This is a genomic window from Cupriavidus sp. IK-TO18 (assembly GCF_015549295.1).
Lineage (GTDB): Bacteria > Pseudomonadota > Gammaproteobacteria > Burkholderiales > Burkholderiaceae > Cupriavidus > Cupriavidus oxalaticus_A.
Window position 1 is genome coordinate 113,639 of the sequence record NZ_JADGMP010000032.1, and the last position, 19,296, is coordinate 132,934.

The 19,296-nt window shown below is 66.1% G+C and carries 13 protein-coding genes; 2 read left to right on the plus strand and 11 right to left on the minus strand.

The features are described from left to right. Positions 1 to 51 precede the first annotated feature (51 nt). Positions 52 to 591, plus strand: coding sequence for a GNAT family N-acetyltransferase (locus IPF36_RS25100; RefSeq protein ID WP_195431083.1), 540 nt, complete (start codon positions 52 to 54; stop codon positions 589 to 591). Between the two features lie 85 nt (positions 592 to 676). Here IPF36_RS25100 and IPF36_RS25105 read toward each other — a convergent pair whose 3' ends face one another. The 11 genes from IPF36_RS25105 to pilM all read right to left on the minus strand — a co-directional run bounded on the left by IPF36_RS25105 (position 677) and on the right by pilM (position 16,489). Further along, positions 677 to 2,140: a glutamate synthase subunit beta gene (locus IPF36_RS25105; RefSeq protein ID WP_133093451.1), complete on the minus strand. Its 1,464-nt coding sequence runs from the start codon at positions 2,138 to 2,140 to the stop codon at positions 677 to 679. 115 nt (positions 2,141 to 2,255) lie between these two features. Continuing rightward, the gene (locus tag IPF36_RS25110) at positions 2,256 to 6,965 is read right to left on the minus strand and encodes a glutamate synthase-related protein (RefSeq protein ID WP_133093537.1); all 4,710 of its coding nucleotides are present in this window, start codon (positions 6,963 to 6,965) and stop codon (positions 2,256 to 2,258) included. Between the two features lie 383 nt (positions 6,966 to 7,348). Next, positions 7,349 to 8,074: a transposase gene (locus IPF36_RS25115; RefSeq protein WP_195431088.1), complete on the minus strand. Its 726-nt coding sequence runs from the start codon at positions 8,072 to 8,074 to the stop codon at positions 7,349 to 7,351. A gap of 84 nt (positions 8,075 to 8,158) precedes the next feature. After that, a complete protein-coding gene (locus IPF36_RS25120; protein ID WP_063241249.1) occupies positions 8,159 to 9,295 on the minus strand; it encodes a deoxyguanosinetriphosphate triphosphohydrolase in 1,137 nt (378 codons plus the stop codon). Between the two features lie 57 nt (positions 9,296 to 9,352). Next, positions 9,353 to 10,459 (minus strand): 3-dehydroquinate synthase, encoded by a 1,107-nt coding sequence (aroB, locus tag IPF36_RS25125; protein ID WP_195431091.1) that lies wholly within the window; start codon positions 10,457 to 10,459, stop codon positions 9,353 to 9,355. Next, a complete protein-coding gene (locus tag IPF36_RS25130; RefSeq protein WP_133093536.1) occupies positions 10,456 to 10,989 on the minus strand; it encodes a shikimate kinase in 534 nt (177 codons plus the stop codon). The genes aroB and IPF36_RS25130 overlap by 4 nt, the downstream gene beginning before the upstream one ends. 352 nt (positions 10,990 to 11,341) lie before the next feature. Next, the gene (gene pilQ / locus IPF36_RS25135) at positions 11,342 to 13,471 is read right to left on the minus strand and encodes a type IV pilus secretin PilQ (protein ID WP_135706063.1); all 2,130 of its coding nucleotides are present in this window, start codon (positions 13,469 to 13,471) and stop codon (positions 11,342 to 11,344) included. After that, positions 13,468 to 13,965, minus strand: coding sequence for a pilus assembly protein PilP (locus tag IPF36_RS25140; RefSeq protein ID WP_133093535.1), 498 nt, complete (start codon positions 13,963 to 13,965; stop codon positions 13,468 to 13,470). The genes pilQ and IPF36_RS25140 overlap by 4 nt, the downstream gene beginning before the upstream one ends. Before the next feature lie 77 nt (positions 13,966 to 14,042). Beyond that, the gene (locus tag IPF36_RS25145) at positions 14,043 to 14,714 is read right to left on the minus strand and encodes a type 4a pilus biogenesis protein PilO (protein ID WP_135706064.1); all 672 of its coding nucleotides are present in this window, start codon (positions 14,712 to 14,714) and stop codon (positions 14,043 to 14,045) included. A 2-nt stretch (positions 14,715 to 14,716) separates the two neighbouring features. After that, positions 14,717 to 15,400 (minus strand): PilN domain-containing protein, encoded by a 684-nt coding sequence (locus IPF36_RS25150; protein WP_133093446.1) that lies wholly within the window; start codon positions 15,398 to 15,400, stop codon positions 14,717 to 14,719. 18 nt (positions 15,401 to 15,418) lie between these two features. Continuing rightward, positions 15,419 to 16,489 (minus strand): type IV pilus assembly protein PilM, encoded by a 1,071-nt coding sequence (gene pilM / locus IPF36_RS25155; protein ID WP_195431139.1) that lies wholly within the window; start codon positions 16,487 to 16,489, stop codon positions 15,419 to 15,421. 379 nt (positions 16,490 to 16,868) lie between these two features. Here pilM and IPF36_RS25160 point away from each other — a divergent pair, with 379 nt between their 5' ends. After that, positions 16,869 to 19,241 (plus strand): penicillin-binding protein 1A, encoded by a 2,373-nt coding sequence (locus tag IPF36_RS25160; protein WP_167884601.1) that lies wholly within the window; start codon positions 16,869 to 16,871, stop codon positions 19,239 to 19,241. Positions 19,242 to 19,296: the final 55 nt, after the last annotated feature.

The following is a 19,296-nucleotide window of genomic DNA, read 5'->3' on the forward strand; positions in this document are numbered from 1 at the left end:
CAGTGCCTGCCGCACCGCGGCCCGGCATGAACCGCCGGCTATAATCGCGCGATGACGATGTTTCCCCTGCGGCGCATGACAGCCGCCGACCTGCCCGCCGTGCTGGCCGTGCAGGCCGCCTGCTATACCGAGGTGCTGCTGGAAAGCCGCGACGCGCTGGCCAGCCGGCTGGCGCTCTCCCCCACCACCTGCTGGGTCGCCGACGATCCGCACCGGCCCGGCACGCTGGCCGCCTACCTGTTCACCCACGCCTGGCCCGAGACCAGCCTGCCCCCGCTCGATGGCGTGCTCGACGACGGCTGGCGCCAGCCGCCAACGCCGGCGCCCCTGACCTGGTTCGTCCACGACATGGCCGTGGCGCCTGGCGGCCGCGGCGGCGGGCTGGCGCCACGCCTGTACGCGGCAGCGCAGGCGGCTGCGCTGGCGGCCGGACTGAAGCATTCGCGGCTGATTGCCGTACAGTCGGCGGCGCCCTGGTGGCGCAGGCTCGGGTACGCGCCGGCGGCGGTGGAAACGGCGGCGCGGCACGCTGGCAAGCTGGCGGACTATGGCGCCGCCGCGGTCCTGATGGAAAAGGCGCTGGCCGGCTGAGGCCCGCCGCGGCGCCGAGTCCACAACGAAAAAAGCCCGCCGGCTTGCGCCAGGCGGGCTTTTTGTTGCGGCAATGAGCTGTGGATCAGCGCGGCAGGTCGGTATGCCCCATCAGGAATGCATCGACCGAACGCGCGGCCTGGCGGCCTTCGCGGATGGCCCACACCACCAGCGACTGGCCACGGCGCACGTCGCCGGCGGCGAACACCTTGGGCACGTTGGTGTGGTAAGCACGCTCGCCCTCGGTGGCGGCCTTGGCGTTCTTGCGCGCATCGGTGTCGACGCCGAAGGCTTCCAGCATCGAGCCCACCGGGTTGGTGAAGCCCATCGCCAGCAGCACTAGGTCGGCCGGCAGGATGAACTCGCTGCCTTCCACTTCCTGCATGCGGCCATCCTTCCACTCGACGCGGCAGGCCTTCAGCGCGGTGACCTTGCCGTTCTCGCCGATGAATTCCTTGGTGGCGACTGACCAGTCGCGTTCGCAGCCTTCGTCGTGCGACGACGAGGTGCGCAGCTTGATCGGCCAGTACGGCCACACCAGCGGCTTGTTCTCTTCTTCCGGCGGCTGCGGCAGCAGCTCAAACTGGGTCACCGAGGTGGCGCCGTGGCGGTTGGACGTGCCCACGCAGTCGGAGCCGGTATCGCCGCCACCGATCACGATCACGTTCTTGCCTTCGGCGCGGATGTCGTTGGCGCCATCGCCAGCCACTTCCTTGTTCTGCGGGATCAGCATTTCCAGCGCGAAGTGAATGCCGTCCAGGTCGCGGCCCGGCACCGGCAGGTCGCGCGGCACTTCCGCGCCGCCCGCCAGCACTACGGCGTCGAACTGGTCCATCAGGGCCTGGGCCGAGATGGTTTCACGCGCGTAGTTCTTGATGCCGGCCGGCAGTTCGCCATCGGTCACCATCACGCCGGCGCGGAAGGTCACGCCTTCTGCCTGCATCTGTTCCATGCGGCGGTCGATCAGCGACTTCTCCATCTTGAAGTCGGGAATGCCGTAGCGCAGCAGGCCGCCGATGCGGTCGTTCTTCTCGAACACGGTTACGTCATGGCCGGCGCGTGCCAGCTGCTGCGCGGCAGCCATGCCGGCGGGGCCGGAGCCGACCACGGCGACGGTCTTGCCGGTCTTGTGGCGCGGCAGTTGCGGTGCAACCCAGCCTTCTTCCCAGGCCTTGTCGATGATGGCGTGCTCGATCGACTTGATGCCCACGGGCAGCTCGTTGATGCCCAGCGTGCACGCGGCCTCGCACGGTGCCGGGCAGATGCGGCCGGTGAACTCGGGGAAGTTGTTGGTCTGGTGCAAGACCTCGATCGCCGACTTCCAGTCCTGGCGGTACACCAGGTCGTTGAAGTCGGGAATGATGTTGTTGACCGGGCAGCCGTTGTTGCAGAACGGGATGCCGCAGTCCATGCAGCGCGCACCCTGGATCTTCGCTTCGCTGTCGGACAGCGCAAACACGAATTCCTTGTAGTGCTTCACGCGCTTGACTACCGGTTCGTAGCCCTCATTCTGGCGCGGAAATTCGAGAAAGCCAGTCGCCTTACCCATGTTGCGTCCTTGGTCATGCTGCGCGGGACCGGCGGCTTCGCCGGGCCTGCGGTGGGGTCAGTATCTTGTCAGGGCCGCGGCGGCTGCCGCGGCCCATCGCTGCTTGGTTCTGCGCTCAGGCCGCGATGGCTTCGCGGTCGCTGTCGCGGGCGGCCTGTTCCTTGGCGTACATCTCGCCCAGCGCGCGCTTGTACTCGGTCGGGAAGACCTTGACGAACTTGCGGCGTGCCGTGGTCCAGTCAGCCAGCAGCGCCTTGGCGCGCTCGGAACCGGTATAGCGGAAGTGCTGCTCGATCAGGTTGCGCAGGATGACTTCATCCAGCACGCGCTTGCCGTCGACCTTGTGCCACGAAGCCTGGGGCTGGCCCTTCTCCTGGTCGGCCGAGGCCAGCACCGCTTCCAGCGCCACCATCGAGGTGTTGCAGCGCTTGTCGAACAGGCCGTCCTCGTCATAGACGTAGGCCACGCCGCCCGACATGCCGGCCGCGAAGTTGCGGCCCGTGCCGCCCAGCACCACCACCGTGCCGCCGGTCATGTACTCGCAACCGTGGTCGCCGGTGCCTTCCACCACTGCCACCGCACCCGAGTTACGCACCGCGAAGCGCTCGCCGGCCACGCCGTTGAAGAACGCTTCACCGGCGATGGCACCGTACAGCACGGTGTTGCCGACGATGATGTTGCGGGTCGGGTCGCCGCGGAACTCGTGCGGAGCGCGCACGATCACGCGGCCGCCCGACAGGCCCTTGCCGACGTAGTCGTTGCCGTCACCCACCAGGTCCAGCGTGATGCCGTGCGCCAGGAACGCGCCGAACGACTGGCCGGCGGTGCCTTGCAGCTGGATGTGGATGGTGTCATCGGGCAGGCCTTCGTGGCCATGCTGCTTGGCGACCACGCCGGACAGCATCGCGCCCACCGTACGGTTGACGTTCTTGACCGGCTGGATGAACGACACGCGCTCGCCCTTCTCGATCGCCGGACGGGCCTTGGCGATCAGCACGTGGTCCAGCGCCTTGCCGGCTTCGGCCGACAGGCCGTGGTCCTGCACGTCGGTGTGGTACAGCGGCACGTCCGCGCCCAGCGACACCTGGTGGAAGATGCGGCTGAAGTCCAGGCCGCGCGCCTTCCAGTGCTCGATGCCAGCCTTGGTGTCGAGCAGGTCGGCGCGGCCGATCAGCTCGTCGAAGGTGCGGATGCCCAGCTGGGCCATGATCTCGCGGGCTTCTTCGGCAACAAAGAAGAAGAAGTTGACCACGTGTTCCGGCTTGCCCTGGAACTTCTTGCGCAGCTGCGGATCCTGCGTGGCCACGCCCACCGGGCAGGTGTTCAGGTGGCACTTGCGCATCATGATGCAGCCCTCGGCAACCAGCGGTGCCGTGGCGAAGCCGAACTCGTCGGCGCCCAGCAGCGCGCCGATGACGACGTCACGGCCGGTCTTCATCTGGCCGTCGGCCTGCACGCGGATGCGGTTGCGCAGGCCGTTGAGCAGCAGCGTCTGCTGCGTCTCGGCCAGGCCCAGCTCCCACGGCGTGCCGGCGTGCTTGATCGACGACCACGGCGAGGCGCCGGTGCCACCGTCATGGCCGGCGATCACGACGTGGTCGGCCTTGGCCTTGGACACGCCCGCGGCCACCGTGCCGACGCCCACTTCGGACACCAGCTTGACCGAGATATCCGACGACGGGTTGACGTTCTTCAGGTCGTGGATCAGTTGCGCCAGATCCTCGATCGAGTAGATGTCGTGGTGCGGGGGCGGCGAGATCAGGCCCACGCCCGGCACCGAGTAACGCAGCTTGCCGATGTAGTCCGAGACCTTGTGGCCCGGCAGCTGGCCGCCTTCGCCCGGCTTGGCGCCCTGCGCCATCTTGATCTGGATCTGGTCGGCCGAAGCCAGGTACTCGGCGGTCACGCCGAAACGGCCCGACGCCACCTGCTTGATCTTCGAGCGCAGCGAATCGCCGTCCTTCAGTTCCAGGTCCGTCTCGATCACGCCGTCGCCCAGCACGCTCTTCAGGGTATCGCCCTGCTTGATGGGGATGCCGCGCAGCTCGTTGCGGTAGCGCTTCTCGTCCTCGCCACCTTCGCCGGTGTTGGACTTGCCGCCGATGCGGTTCATCGCCAGCGCCAGCGTGGTGTGGGCTTCGGTCGAGATCGAGCCGAGCGACATCGCGCCCGTGGCAAAGCGGCGCACGATCTCCTTGGCCGGCTCGACTTCTTCCAGCGGAATCGCCTTGGCCGGATCGACCTTGAACTCGAACAGACCGCGCAGCGTCATGTGGCGCTTGCTCTGGTCGTTGATGATGTTTGCGTATTCCTTGTACGTCTGGTAGGCGCCCTTGCCGTCGTCGGCGCGCACCGAGTGCTGCAGCTTGGCGATCGAGTCCGGGGTCCACATGTGCTCTTCGCCGCGGATGCGGAAGGCGTACTCGCCGCCGGCGTCCAGCATGTTCTCCAGCACCGGGCTGTTGCCGAAGGCGTCCTTGTGCAGGCGCAGTGCTTCCTCGGCCACTTCGAAGATGCCGATGCCCTCGACGTTCGACGGCGTGCCGTGGAAGTACTTCTGCACCAGCTCGCGCGACAGGCCGATGGCTTCGAAGATCTGCGCGCCGGTGTACGACATGTAGGTGGAGATGCCCATCTTGGACATCACCTTGAACAGGCCCTTGCCGACCGCCTTGACGAAGTTCTTGACCGCCTTCTCGGGCGACAGGTCGCCCGACAGGCCGCTGGCCATGTCGGCCAGGGTTTCCATCGCCAGGTACGGGTGCACGGCTTCGGCGCCATAGCCGGCCAGCAGCGCGAAGTGGTGCACTTCACGCGCGGTGCCGGTCTCGACAACCAGGCCGGTGGACGTGCGCAGGCCCTTCTCCACCAGGTGGTGGTGGATCGCGGAGGTGGCCAGCAGCGCGGGGATGGCAACGTGGTCGGCATCCACCGGGCGGTCGGTCACGATCAGGATGTTGTAGCCCGAACGCACCGCATCCACGGCTTCGGCGCACAGCGAGGCCAGGCGCGCTTCGATGCCTTCCTTGCCCCACGCGGTCGGGTAGCAGATGTTCAGTTCGTACGAACGGAACTTGCCGCCGGTGTAGTGCTCGATGTTGCGGATCTTGGCGATGTCCTTGAAGTCCAGCACCGGCTGGGACACTTCGAGGCGCATCGGCGGATTGATGTTGTTCAGCTCGAGCAGGTTCGGCTTCGGGCCGATGAACGACACCAGCGACATCACCATGTTCTCGCGGATCGGGTCGATCGGCGGGTTGGTGACCTGGGCGAACAGCTGCTTGAAGTAGTGGTACAGCGTCTTGTTCTTGGACGACAGGATCGCCAGCGGCGAGTCGTTGCCCATCGAGCCGGTGGCTTCTTCGCCGGCCAGCGCCATCGGCGCCATCAGGAACTTGACGTCTTCCTGGGTGTAGCCGAAGGCCTGCTGGCGGTCCAGCAGCTTGGCCACCGGCTTCTTCTCGGCAGCGACGTCTTCCGGCTTGGCGTCGATCTCGTCCAGCTTGATGCGGACAGCGTCGATCCAGCTCTTGTACGGCTTGGCGTTGGCCAGGTTGTCCTTCAGTTCCTTGTCGTCGATGATGCGGCCCTGCTCCATGTCGATCAGGAACATCTTGCCCGGCTGCAGGCGCCACTTCTCAACGATGCGCGACTCGGGGAACGGCAGCACGCCGGCTTCCGAGGCCAGCACCACGACGTCGTCCTCGGTCACGTAGAAACGTGCCGGGCGCAGGCCGTTGCGGTCCAGCGTCGCGCCGATCTGGCGGCCGTCGGTGAAGCAGATCGCGGCGGGGCCGTCCCACGGCTCCATCATGGCGGCGTGGTATTCGTAGAAGGCGCGACGGTTGTCGTCCATCAGCGTGTGCTGTTCCCAGGCTTCCGGGATCATCATCATCATCGCGTGGACGAGCGGGTAGCCGGCCATCGTCAGCAGTTCGAGGCAGTTGTCGAACGATGCCGTATCGGACTGGCCCGGGTAGATCAGCGGCCACAGCTTGGGCAGGTCGTCGCCCAGCACCGGCGACGAGATCGCGCCGGTACGCGCGTTGATCCAGTTGACGTTGCCCTTGACCGTGTTGATTTCGCCGTTGTGGGCGACCATGCGGTACGGGTGGGCCAGCTCCCAGGCCGGGAAGGTGTTGGTCGAGAAGCGCTGGTGCACCAGGGCCAGGGCCGACACGGCGCGCTGGTCCTGCAGGTCCAGGTAGTACTCGCCGACCTGGTTGGCCAGCAGCAGGCCCTTGTACACAACGGTACGGGCCGACATCGACGGCACGAAGTATTCCTTGCCGTGCTTGAGCTTGAGCGCCTGGATGGCGTGGCTGGCGGTCTTGCGGATGACGTAGAGCTTACGTTCCAGCGCGTCCGTGGTCATGATGTCGCGGCCGCGACCGATGAAGATCTGGCGGATCACCGGCTCGGTCTTGCGCACCGTCGGCGACATCGGCATGTTGGCGTCTACCGGCACGTCGCGCCAGCCCAGCACGACCTGGCCTTCCAGGCGGACCGTGCGCTCCAGCTCCTGCTCGCAGGCCAGGCGCGAGGCGTGTTCCTTCGGCAGGAAGATCATGCCCACGCCGTATTCGCCGGCGGGCGGCAGGCTCACGCCCTGCGCTGCCATTTCTTCGCGGTAGAACTGGTCCGGAATCTGGATCAGGATGCCGGCGCCGTCGCCCATCAGCGCGTCCGCGCCGACCGCACCCCGGTGGTCCAGGTTCTCCAGGATCTTCAGGCCCTGGGAAATGATCTCGTGGGACTTCTTGCCCTTGATGTGCGCGACCATGCCGACGCCGCAGGCGTCATGCTCGTTGGTCGGGTCGTACATGCCTTGCGCCTGCGGACGCAGTTGGTGCAGGTCGAGGGCGGAGGAAGACTCGCTGATTTGCTCGCTGGTCTGCGCTTGGGCCGAAAGGTTCTTCATTTGGTCCACGGGCTGAATTCCGGTGAAGGCTGCGCGAACTGCTGGACTACCGGAACGGGGACCGCGCGCTTTCTAATCAGATCCACCCTGGACTGGATCCGGCGGGTAGGAAAATGGGGACGAAGCTGTCTGCGGGCCGCAGCGGCGTACACGAGCGTGACGCGCCGCACAATGACTGTGGGTGGAGCAACTATATGGGAATCCTGAAAACCCCGCAAAAATTTTAAATGGGGTCAGAACACATTTAATATCGCACCGTTTCGGTGACGGACTTAAATGGGGACACATCACTTTTGCGTGGCGGGCAGCACCTCTTCCGCCGAAACTTGCACCTTTTTGGGGCGCCCTTTCGGGAGCGGCTGCACGCGTCGCGTTGCACCCCGCTCAAGCTGCGCCAAGAATACCTCGTCACCAAGAGGCCAACCGCTGTGGGCATGGCTGCGGAGCGCTTGCAGCGTGCGGCCGGAAAGCCCCTCGGCGGTCAGCATGCGGTAATTCGACTGGCGTTCAAACGGGGTATTGCCCAGCTCCCAGTACGCGGAGTGATCGCTCACAAGTGGGCTTGCCTCGATGCCGGCGTGATGGCGATAGCTGCTCCAGCGGTCGGCCTCGGGCGTCGAGACCTCACCCGCGCGCAGCGCATTGCCTTCGACATACAGCATGGCCGGCAGCATCCATGGCGCCGGTTCGAATACCGCCGAGCGGAAGCGCCCTTCCCACAGCGTGCCGGTGCGGTTGGCCACGCGATTGAAGTAGCGTGCATAGCGGCGGCCGACCGCCTGCATGGTCAGGCTTAGCGAGTCCGCCCCCTTGGGCGTGGCCACGATGTGGACATGATTGGGCCGCAGCGCGTACGCGTGGACGGCGAGGTCATGCTCGCGCGCGGCCATGCGCAGGCAGTCGAGGTAATGCAGGTAATCGTCCGGGCCGACGAAGACGTCCTGGCGATTGTTGCCACGTTGCAACACCAGGGCGGGAAGTCCGGCGGGGGAGAAACGGGGAAGGCGGGCCATGGCAGGTCATGCGAGCGTCGATGCCCGCATGATAGCCTGATCCGTCCCCAATTATCCGAAGGTGCCCAAGCCCTTCCTTGCGTATCAGTTGCCCTCGCTGACCGCGAAGATGCGCCGGTGCTCGCGGATTGCATAGCGGTCCGTCATGCCGGCGATGTAATGCGCGATCAGCCGCGGCTGGTCGGCGCCGTGGCCGGCCTGGTACTGGGGCGGCAGCAGGCGCGGATCGGACATGAAGGCCCCGAACAGGTCGCCGACGATGCGCTGGGCCTTGGCCGACATTCGCATCACCAGGTAATGCCGGTACAGGTGCCGGAACAGGAAGCGCTTCAATGCCGCCGCTTCCTCATGGAGTTGGGGACTGAAGCCCACCAGGGGGCCGGCGGCCCGCACCGCGTCGATATTGCGCGGGTTGGCGGCGGCGATGTTGCGGCTGGTGGTCTCGATCAGGTCCACGATCAGCGTATTGATCATGCGCCGGACCGTCTCGTTGATGGCGCGCCGGCCATTCACGCCGGGGAAGGCATCGGCTACCTCGGCGCGATGGCGCGCCCACATCGGGACCTCGTCCAGCTGCTCCAGCGTCAGCAGGCCGGAGCGCAGGCCGTCGTCGATATCGTGGTTGTTATAGGCGATCTCGTCCGCCAGGTTGGCCAGTTGCGCCTCCAGCGACGGCTGCGTGCCCTCCAGGAAGCGCCGGCCCAGCTCGCCCAGCGCCGCGGCATTGACGCGCGAACAGTGCTTCAGGATGCCCTCGCGGGTCTCGAAGGTCAGGTTCAGGCCATTGAAGCCGCCATAGCGCTCCTCCAGCTCATCCACCACCAGCAGGCTCTGCAGGTTGTGCTCGAAGCCGCCATGGTTCTTCATGCAGGCGTTGAGCGCATCCTGCCCGGCGTGGCCGAAGGGGGTATGGCCAAGGTCGTGCGCCAGCGAGATGGCTTCGACCAGGTCTTCGTTGAGGCGCAGGTTGCGGGCGATCGAGCGGGCAATCTGCGCCACCTCCAGGCTATGGGTTAGCCGGGTGCGGAACAGGTCCCCCTCATGGTTGACGAAGACCTGGGTCTTGTATTCGAGCCGCCGGAACGCGGTGCTGTGGATGACCCGGTCCCGGTCGCGCTGGAATTCGCTGCGCGACTGCGACGCAGGTTCGGCGTGCACCCGCCCGCGCGTCTGCGCGGAGCGGGCGGCGTACGGGGCGAGGTGGCTTTCAAAGTCGGTCATGCGGCAATCCGTTGGCTGTAGGTTTGTGGGCCTGGGTTGCGAGGCATAACCGGTCACTCAAGCGACCGTGGCCTCGGTGGGAGGTTTAAGCACCGCGTGCTGCAGCGTGGCACGCAGGTCGGCGTCCGGCACCGTGGTGATGAACGCCTCGCCGAGCTTCTTCAGCAGGATGAACTTGATGCTGCCGGCCTCGGCCTTCTTGTCGACCTTCATCATTTCGATATAGCGGTCGGTGCCCAGTTCCGGCGCCACCACCGGCAGGTTGGCTGCCAGCGTCAGTTCGCGGATGCGGGCGCGGGTCTCGGTGTCGATAAAGCCCAGCCGGTGCGAGAGGTCTGCGGCCATCACCATGCCGCAGCCCACCGCCTCGCCGTGCAGCCAGGCGCCGTAGCCCATGCCGGCCTCGATCGCATGGCCAAAGGTGTGGCCGAAATTGAGGATGGCACGCAGGCCGCCCTCGCGCTCGTCCTGCGCCACCACGCCGGCCTTGATTTCACACGAACGTTGCACCGCCACCGCCATCAGCTCGGGGTCGCAGTCGTTCAGCGCCTTGATATTGCGCTCGATCCAGGCAAAGTACTCGGCGTCGGCAATGGCGCCGTGCTTGATCACCTCGGCCATGCCGGCGGCCAGTTCGCGCGGGGGCAGCGTGCGCAGCGTGTCGATATCGGCGATCACCGCGTTGGGCTGGTGGAACGCGCCGATCATGTTCTTGCCAAGCGGGTGGTTGATGCCGGTCTTGCCGCCCACCGATGAATCCACCTGCGACAGCAGCGTGGTCGGCACCTGGATGAACGGCACGCCGCGCATATAGCAGGCGGCGGCAAACCCGGTCATGTCGCCCACCACCCCGCCGCCCAGCGCGACCAGCGTGGTCTTGCGGTCGGCACCGGCCTGCAGCAGCGCGTCGAAGATCAGGTTCAGCGTTTCCCACTGCTTGAAGGCCTCGCCGTCGGGCAGCGTGACCGTGCGCACAATCTTGCCGAGCGACTTCAGGCTGGCCTCGACGCGCGCCGCATAGAGCGGCCCCACGGTCTCATTGGTGACGATGACGGCGTGCTGGCCGCGCACGTGCGGGCGCAGCAGTTCGGCGTTGTCGAGCAGGCCGGTACCGATATGGATGGGGTAGCTGCGCGCTCCCAGGTCGACTTCAAGCGTGATCATGGATGGGTGGGGTCCTGCGGCGCCGGTTGCGGGGGATCGATCGCGAAGCCGGCCATTTCGAGTTGCATCAGCACCATATTAGCAAGCTGCGCCACCGAAGGCTTGCCGGTTTCGATAATGAAATCCGCCACCTCGCGGTAGAGCGGGTCGCGCTGGGCGTACAGCGCCTCGAGCTTGCCCTTGGGGTCTTCGGTCTGCAGCAGCGGGCGGTTGCGGTCGTGGCGGGTGCGCAGCCACAGGTCGTGGGGGCTCGCGCGCAGGTAGACCACGGTGCCGCGGGCCTTCAGCACCTCGCGGTTTTCGGCGCGCAGCACCGCGCCGCCGCCGGTGGCCAGCACGATGCCCTGGCGCCCGGCCAGTTCGCGGATCATCGCGGTCTCGCGGTCGCGGAAGCCGGCTTCGCCCTCGACCTCGAAGATCACCGGGATGCGCACGCCACAGTGCGCCTCGATCTCGTGGTCGGAATCGAAAAACGGATAATGCAGACGCCGCGCCACCGTGCGGCCCACGGTAGTCTTGCCGGCGCCCATCAGGCCGACGAAAAAGAGATTGGGTCGATCGGATTCCGGTCGGTCGGATTCCTGTCGATCGGGGTGCGGGCGCGGTGCCGACCCTGTCGCAGAAGCTGTCACGGGACTGTCGTTCGGGAGCGCGGCGCCTGGGCCGCCCTCCCCGGTTAGGAACTGCATCATCTTCTTATGTTGTGGTGCGCACGGCAAGTGCCGGATGCAGCATCGACCACATCCCCGCGTGTATTGCCGCGCATGCCGGCCTCCTCCTGGCCTGGCTGGCCACCGGTCCAGCCCGGCGGCAACAAAAAAGGCCGCATCTGTCGATGCGGCCTGCCAGTCTACTGTATCCGGCGTCGAACCCCCGGTGCGATCACCGCAGCGACACGCTTTCGTTCAGGATCCGCGGCGTCAGGAACACCAGCAGCTCGGTCCGGTTGCGGACCTTGGCGTTGTTCTTGAAGAGGTAGCCCAGCACCGGGATATCGCCCAGCAGCGGCACCTTGTCGGTGTCGTTGGACTCGGTCTGCGTGTAGATGCCGCCGATCACCACGGTGCCGCCGTTTTCCACCAGCACCTGCGTCTGCACGTGCTTGGTGTCGATGGCAAAGCCCGACGTGGTCTGGATACCGACGCTGTCCTTGTTCACGTCCACGTCCAGCAGCACATTGCCTTCAGGCGTGATCTGTGGCGTCACTTCCAGCTTCAGGTTGGCCTTGCGGAACTGCACCGAGGTGGCGCCGCTGGAGGTGGCGGCCTGGTACGGCAGCTCGGTGCCCTGCTCGATCAGCGCCTTGATGTTGTTGGCCGTGACCACGCGCGGGCTGGAAATGATCTTGCCCTTGCCGTCCGCCTCGAGCGCCGACAGCTCCAGCGCCAGGAAACGGGTGGCCGCGCTGTTGAACAGGCTGACCGCGATGTTGGCCGGGTTGGTGCCGTTGATCGAGGCGGCCGGCAGGCTCAGGAACGGGCCGTTGTCCGAGGTCGAGCCCGGCAGCACGTTGTTATAGGTGTTGCCGACCTTGGCGTTGTTGTACTGCCCGGCAAAGCCCAGCTTCACGCCGAGGTTGCGGCTGAAGGAATCGGTGGCCTCGACAATGCGCGCCTCGATGATGACCTGGCGCACCGGGATATCGATCTTGCCGATAAAGCTCTGCACCTCTTCGAGCTTGCTGGCGATATCCGACACGAACAGCTGGTTGGTGCGCGCATCGGCGGTCAGCGAGCCGCGCTTGGACAACATGCGCGCACTCGCCCCCGCGCCGCCCGCCGCCCCAACGGGGGTCACAGCGCTGCCGCCGCCGGCACCCATGCCCAACAGCATCCGGCGCACGTCTTCGGCGCGCTGGTAGTTGAGCTGGAACACCTGGCTGCGGATGGGCTCGAGGTCATTGATCTGCTGCTGCGACTCGAGCTCGAGCTTTTCCTTGGTCTGGAGTTCAGCCTTGGGCGCCACCCACAGCACATTGCCGTTGCGGCGCGACGCCAGCCCCTTGGCATCCATCACAATCTGCAGGGCCTGGTCCCACGGCACATCCTTCAGCCGCAGCGTGATATTGCCCTGCACGCTTTCGCTGGTGATGATGTTCAGGTTGGTGAAGTCCGCGAACACCTGCAGCAGCGAACGGATGTCGATATTCTGGAAATTCAGCGACAGGCGCTCGCCACGGTAGCCCGGGCCGCTGATCAGCTTGGTCGGGTCTTCCTTGACGGGCCGCACCTCGACCACGAACTGCGTGTCGGTCTGGTAGGAACTGTATTCCCAGTGGCCGCGCGGCTCGATGGTCAGGCGCGCATTGCCGTTGGTGTCGGAGGCAAGCATGCTCTGCACCGGCGAGCCGAAGTCGCTGACATCGAAGCGCCGCCGCAGGTGGTCAGGCAGCGTGGTGCCGAGGAAATCGACCACCACGTTCTTACCCTGCTGCGCGATATTGATGCCCGAATCGCGCGAGGACAGGTCCACCACCACGCGCCCGGCCCCGTCCGCGCCGCGCCGGAAGTCGATATGGCGCACCGACGGCCGCGCCGCCGCGGCTGCAGGCGTCGTCGCCGCAGCCGGGGCGAACGTGGGCACGGCGTTCTTGACCGCCGGCGCCACATTATCCAGCGCCACCACGAAGACATTGCCGCGCTGGTCGGTGCGATAGGTGGCGTTGCGGGTAAGCTCGAGGATCACGCGGGTGCGGTTGCCGATCTGCAGCACGTTGGCGGCCTTGACCAGCTTGCCGCCGTAGTCATACTGCGCGCGCCCGTTGGCAACGCCGGTATCGGCAAAATCGATCGCGAGCCGTGCCGGGTTCTGGGTGGTGAAATCGATCGGCTTCTGCGCCAGCGGCCGTTCGAGTTCGACCGTGAACACGGTCTGCTCGCCGACCGTGCTGACGTCCACCGCCTTGATCCGGTTGCTCTGTGCCAGTGCCGCCGGTGCGGCACTGAGCAGCAACAGCGCGAGCGTCGCGCTTGCGGCGCCCGCGAGCGCACGGTACCAGCGCGCGGGGGTCATGCCGACACCTCCAGCTTGAGGCTGGTCATTTTCTCTTTCCACTCGGATACCCCCTCCCGGACTAATTCGCGCAACACGATCTCCTGATCGGTGATGCGGACCACCCGGCCGTAACTCTGGCCGAGATACTGACCCACCTTTACGTGGTGGATCTTGTTATCGACGCGTACGATGCCGAAGGTTTCCCCCTGCTTCTTCAGCATCCCGAGCATCTTGAAATTCTCGAGGGGGTAGTCTTCCAGCGGCTGGCGCGGCCGCCCGGCTTCGGGCGAATCCGACAGCGTCTTGTTCAGTTCGCCGATCTTGGCCTGGGCGAAGGGCTCCGGCGCATTGGCCGCGGCATATTCGCGCGCCACGTAGGGCTTGGCTTCGGGCAACGGCTCGGGCGGCTTGGCGCGGGCGTTGCGCGTGGCGTCCATCCACTGGCGCAGCGCGTCTTCGTCGCTGGCGCCACACGCGCCCAGCAGGCCGACGGCCAGCGCCGCTGCCGCCATCACGCGGGGCGATGCCCGCAGGCGCCGCCATGCCGGGCCGCCAGGACGATGGGCGCAATGGGTGCGATGGGTGCGGCTCATTTGGCACCTCCCGTCTTGGCCGCGGCGGCAGCCGCGGCGGCCTTGCGTTGCGCGGCCTGCTCGTCAGGATCGAGCGCACGGTACGCCATTGCGACCGCCTCCATGGAGAGTCCACCCTCCTTGGTATGGGCAAGCTGCAGGCTCTGCATCGACACGATCCGCGACAGCGCGGCCACGTCGGCGTTGAATTGCGCCACCTCGTGGTAGCGGCCGGTCACGCGCAGGTTCACCGGGATCTCGGCAAAGTAAGGCTTGAGCACCGCCGCCTGTGGCTTGAACAGCTCGAACTGCAGGCCGCGCGCCACGCCGGCATGGTTGACGTCGGCCAGCAGCGCGTCCATCTCGGTCTTGTTGGGCAGTTGCCGCTCCAGCAGCGCGACGCGTTGCTCGACCTGCTTTTTCTGCTCGCGCAATGCGTCGAGGTTGGCCACCTGCGCCACCTTGGTCTGGTACGCCTGCTTCAGGTTTTCCTGTTCCAGCCGCTGGCGGCCGAGCTCGTCGAACTTGCCGCTCCAGTAGAACTGCCAGCCGAGCAGCAGCACCAGCGCCGCGGCCATCACGGCGAACAGCACGCGCGGCGCGGCCGGCCACGTTTCCGGCTCGTTGAGGTTGAGCCCGCGGAACTGGCTCGTCAGGTCGGCCAGGTTGATTTCGGTATTGAGCGCCATGGTCAGGCTGCCTTTCCGGATGCGGCTGCAGGTGCGGGAGCTGAAGCGGGTGCTGAAGCAGGTGCGCCGGCGGGATTGCCCGCCGTACCCTTCTTGCCATTGGCGTCCGGCGCCTCCGGCGCGCGGTACGCGAAGCGCATCGAGAAATCGAACAGCCGGCGCTGCTCGCGCAGGTTGTTGGTCATCGTGACCGCCTTGGACTCGACCAGCTCGGCCTTGTCCAGCCACGGCACGTCGCCAAGGTTGCGCAGCAGTTCGGAGATGCGCTCGTTGGACTGGGCCACGCCGGCGATGGTGAAGGCCTCGCCCGCCTGCTTCAGACTGGTCAGGTAGACCCCTTCCGGCACCTGGCGCACCAGTTCTTCCAGCAGCTGGACCGGGCGGTTGCGCTCGGTCTGCAGGCTTTCCACCGCCTTCTGGCGCTGCAGCAGCGCGTCGATATCCTTCTTGAGGTTGTTGACCTCGCGGATCTGGCCATCGAGCCTGGCGTTCTCCGCGCTCAGCACCTGGTTCAGCGCGACCACGGAGTCGATACGACCGTCGATATAGAGCCCGCCCAGCAGCACGACGGCGGCACCGGCCGCGGCCGCACCGCCGAGCAGGGAATAGACCTTCTTGCGCCGCGCCGCCTTGCGGGCTTCGTGGTAAGGCAGCAGGTTGACCGAAGGCAGCGTGTTCGTGGACATTCGAATGCCTCCGGTGCGTTATTGCAGGCCGCGCAGGGCCAGGCCGGCACTGACGATATACGCCGGCAGGTCGCGCTGCAGGTAGCGCTCGTTGACCTTGGCGTTGGTCGCCATGTTGGCGAACGGATTCGCCAGCGTGGTGGTGATCTTGGTCTGCTGCTGGATCGCCGCCTGCACGCCCAGCAGCGAGGCATGGCCGCCCGACAGCAGGATCTCGTCGACGCGTCCCAGGCTGGAGCTGGCGATGAAGTTGCCGATCGCGGCCTGCACTTCCAGCGCCAGCGCATCGAGCGACGGCTTGAGCAGTTGCGCGCGCCACGCTTCGGGCAGCGTGTTCTTGCGCTTCTTGATCTCGGCCTTGAGCGCATCGAGCGTGAACATGCGCGCCGCGCTCTGCGTGAGCTGGTCGCCGTAGCTGTTCAGCGGCTGTTCGTAGAGCTCTTTCCAGCCCTGGTAGAAGATCGCCTTGGAGCGGCTGCCGCCCAGGTGGACCACCGCCACCACGGGCAGCGCGCGGGCATCGGCTTCGGACATCTCCTGGGGCACGCCCAGCATCTGCACGATCGAGCGCTGCACCGCGTACTCTTCGACGTCCATCACCTGCGGCTTGAGCCCGGCCATCTCGGCGGCGGTCACGCGCTCCTGCACGCGGTCGCTGTTGGCAGCGGTGACGCGCACGCCGATGCCGCCCTCGGTCTCGCTGGGGCCGATCACGGCGAAGTCGAAATTGACCGCCTGCGATGGCGGATAGAGCCGGTGTGCCTCGGACTCGACCTGCGAATACAGTTCGTCCTCGGACAGGTTGTCCGGCAGGCTGACGGTCTGCGACTCGGTCAGCATGGACGGCACGCCCAGCACCACGTCTTTCGAGCGGATGCCGGCCTTGCCGAGCGCACGCCTGAGCGCGATCCCGACGGCTTCAATGTTGATGACGTTGCCATCGGCAACGGCATTGCGGTCCAGCAGTTCGCTGGCGCACTTTTCCAGCCGATAGTCGTGCTTGCCGCCACCGACGGACAACTCGACTACCTTGATACTGGAAGACCCGATATCCACGCCGACCGTAGTCCGGCGCAGAAGCCCCGACAAAATGCCCCGTCGCAAGGTGACCCCCCTGACTTTGAACTCGCCCACGGCTTGTACGCTCTAATCGGGCGAGCCTTGTTTCTTGACCGAAACACTTGCTCTTATATGTTGGCCGATTCTCACAAAAACCGGCACCGGTGGCAATGTGCCGGTCTGACCACGATTCCTTTTTCAGACGGCTCTCGCCAATCCGTTGTCAAAACCCCACGGTCGTCGGGTTCCCTTCCGCCTAAGCTTGCTGCATGTAACTTCGCCCTGCATGCCGCCTTCCGCTGTCTTACATCTTGTAACAGCACTGTAGCGACGCGCGGGGCACTGCGCGCCCGGCACGCCCGATGCCGGAAGATATAATGCCCGGCACCCCTGACTAGGTATTTTCCTTATGGCCACAGCACAACAGAAGCATCCTGCCCGCCGCCCGATCTGGGCGCGCTTCATGTTCTGGGCGGTGGGGCTGGTTGTTGCCGGTGCCGTCATGATCGCGCTGCTGCTCGGCTATGCGCTGCTGGTGGCCGCGCCCAACCTGCCCTCGCTGGACACCATCACCGACTACCGGCCCAAGATCCCGCTGCGGATCTACACGGCGGACAATGTGCTGATCGGCGAGTTCGGCGAAGAGCGCCGCAACTTCGTGCCGATCGCCGAAATCCCCGACGTGATGAAAAAGGCCGTCCTGGCGATCGAGGACGACCGCTTCTACGAACACGGCGGCGTCGACTTCGTCGGCGTGATGCGCGCGGGACTGGCCAACCTGCGCGGGGGCCTGTCGCAAGGTGCGTCGACCATCACCATGCAGGTGGCGCGCAACTTCTTCCTGTCGAGCGAGAAGACCTACACCCGCAAGATCTACGAAATGCTGCTGGCGTACAAGATCGAGGCCAACCTGAACAAGGACCAGATCCTCGAGCTGTACATGAACCAGATCTACCTGGGCCAGCGCGCATACGGCTTCGACAGCGCCGCGCGCGTGTACTTCGGCAAGTCGGTGCGCGACGTGACGCCGGCCGAGGCCGCGATGCTGGCCGGCCTGCCCAAGGCGCCGTCGGCGTACAACCCGGTGGTCAACCCCCGCCGCGCCAAGGTGCGCCAGGAATACATCCTGCAGCGCATGCGCGACCTGCGCTACATCAGCCCCGAGCAATACGACGCGGCGGTGCGCGAGGAACTGAAGGTGCGCACCGAGGGCAACGAGTTCTCGACCCATGCCGAGTACGTCGCCGAAATCGTGCGCCAGCTGATGTACGCGCAGTACCGTGAAGAAACCTACACGCGTGGCCTGACCGTCTACACCACGCTGACCAAGCCCGACCAGGATGCCGCGTACGAAGCCGTGCGCACCGGCATCATGAACTACGAGCGCAAGCACGGCTACCGCGGCCCCGAGGCCTTTGTCGACCTGCCTTCCGATCCGGCCGAGCGCGAGCAGGCGATCGACGATGCGCTGGTCGAGCACCCGGGCAGCGGCGACCTGCGCTCGGCCGTGGTCACCAGCGTGTCATCCAAGCAGGTCAAGGCCACGCTGCTGTCGGGCGAGGTGGCGACCATCGAAGGCTCGGCGCTGCGCTTTATCTCGCCGTCTATGTCGGCGAACGCGCAGCCCAAGATGAAGATGCGCCCCGGCGCGATCATCCGCGTGACGCAGGATGACAAGGGCAACTGGTCGGTCACGCAGCTGCCGGAAGTAGCCGCCGCGTTCGTGTCGCTGAACCCGCAGGACGGCGAGATCCGCTCCATGGTGGGCGGCTTCGACTTCAACCGCAACAAGTTCAACCACGTGACGCAGGCCTGGCGCCAGCCGGGTTCGAGCTTCAAGCCGTTCATCTATTCGGCGGCGCTGGAGAAGGGCTTCTCGCCGGCCACGGTGATCAACGACGCGCCGCTGACGATCGGTCCCGATACCGGCGGGCAGGTGTGGGAGCCGAAGAACTACGACGGCCGCTTCGAAGGCCCGATGACCATGCGCCGCGCGCTGGCCAAATCCAAGAACCTGGTTTCGGTGCGGATCCTGCGCGCGATCGGCACGCAGTATGCGCAGGACTACATCACCCGCTTCGGCTTCGAGGCCGACAAGCATCCCGCCTATCTGCCGATGGCGCTGGGCTCCGGCGCCGTGACGCCGCTGCAGATGGCGGGCGCATACTCGGTGTTTGCCAACGGCGGCTACCGCGTCAACCCTTACCTGATCCAGAAGGTTGTGGACGCGCGCGGCAACGTGATCTCCGAAACCCATCCGCAACGCGCCGGCACCGATGCCGTGCGCGTGCTCGACGCACGCACCGCGTTTATCGCCGACACCATGCTGCGCGACGTGGTCCGCTTTGGCACCGCCAACAGCGCCAAGCAGCGCCTGGGCCGCAACGACCTGGCCGGCAAGACCGGTACCACCAACGATGCGGTCGATGCCTGGTTCGCCGGCTACACGCCTAACCTGGTGGCGATTGCCTGGATGGGCTACGACCAGCCCAAGAGCCTGGGCGTGCGCGAGACCGGTGGCGGGCTGGCGCTGCCGATCTGGGTCGGCTACATGAGCAAGGCGCTCAAGGGCGTGCCCGAGTCGCCGGAGCGGCCGGCGCCCGAAGGCGTGCTGATGGTGGGCGGCGACTGGACCTTTGAGGAGAACGCGGGCGGAGCCGGCGTGGCCTCGGTCGGCCTGGGCGACCCGTGGCCGGGCAAGCCGGACGAATCCTCGACGGCACCGGCGCCGGATACCGAGCAGGAGAAGAAGAAGATCCTGGAAATGTTCGGCGGCGCCTGATTGCTCCGCAGTATCGCCAGAATGCAGAAAAGCCGGCCATGGCCGGCTTTTTCTT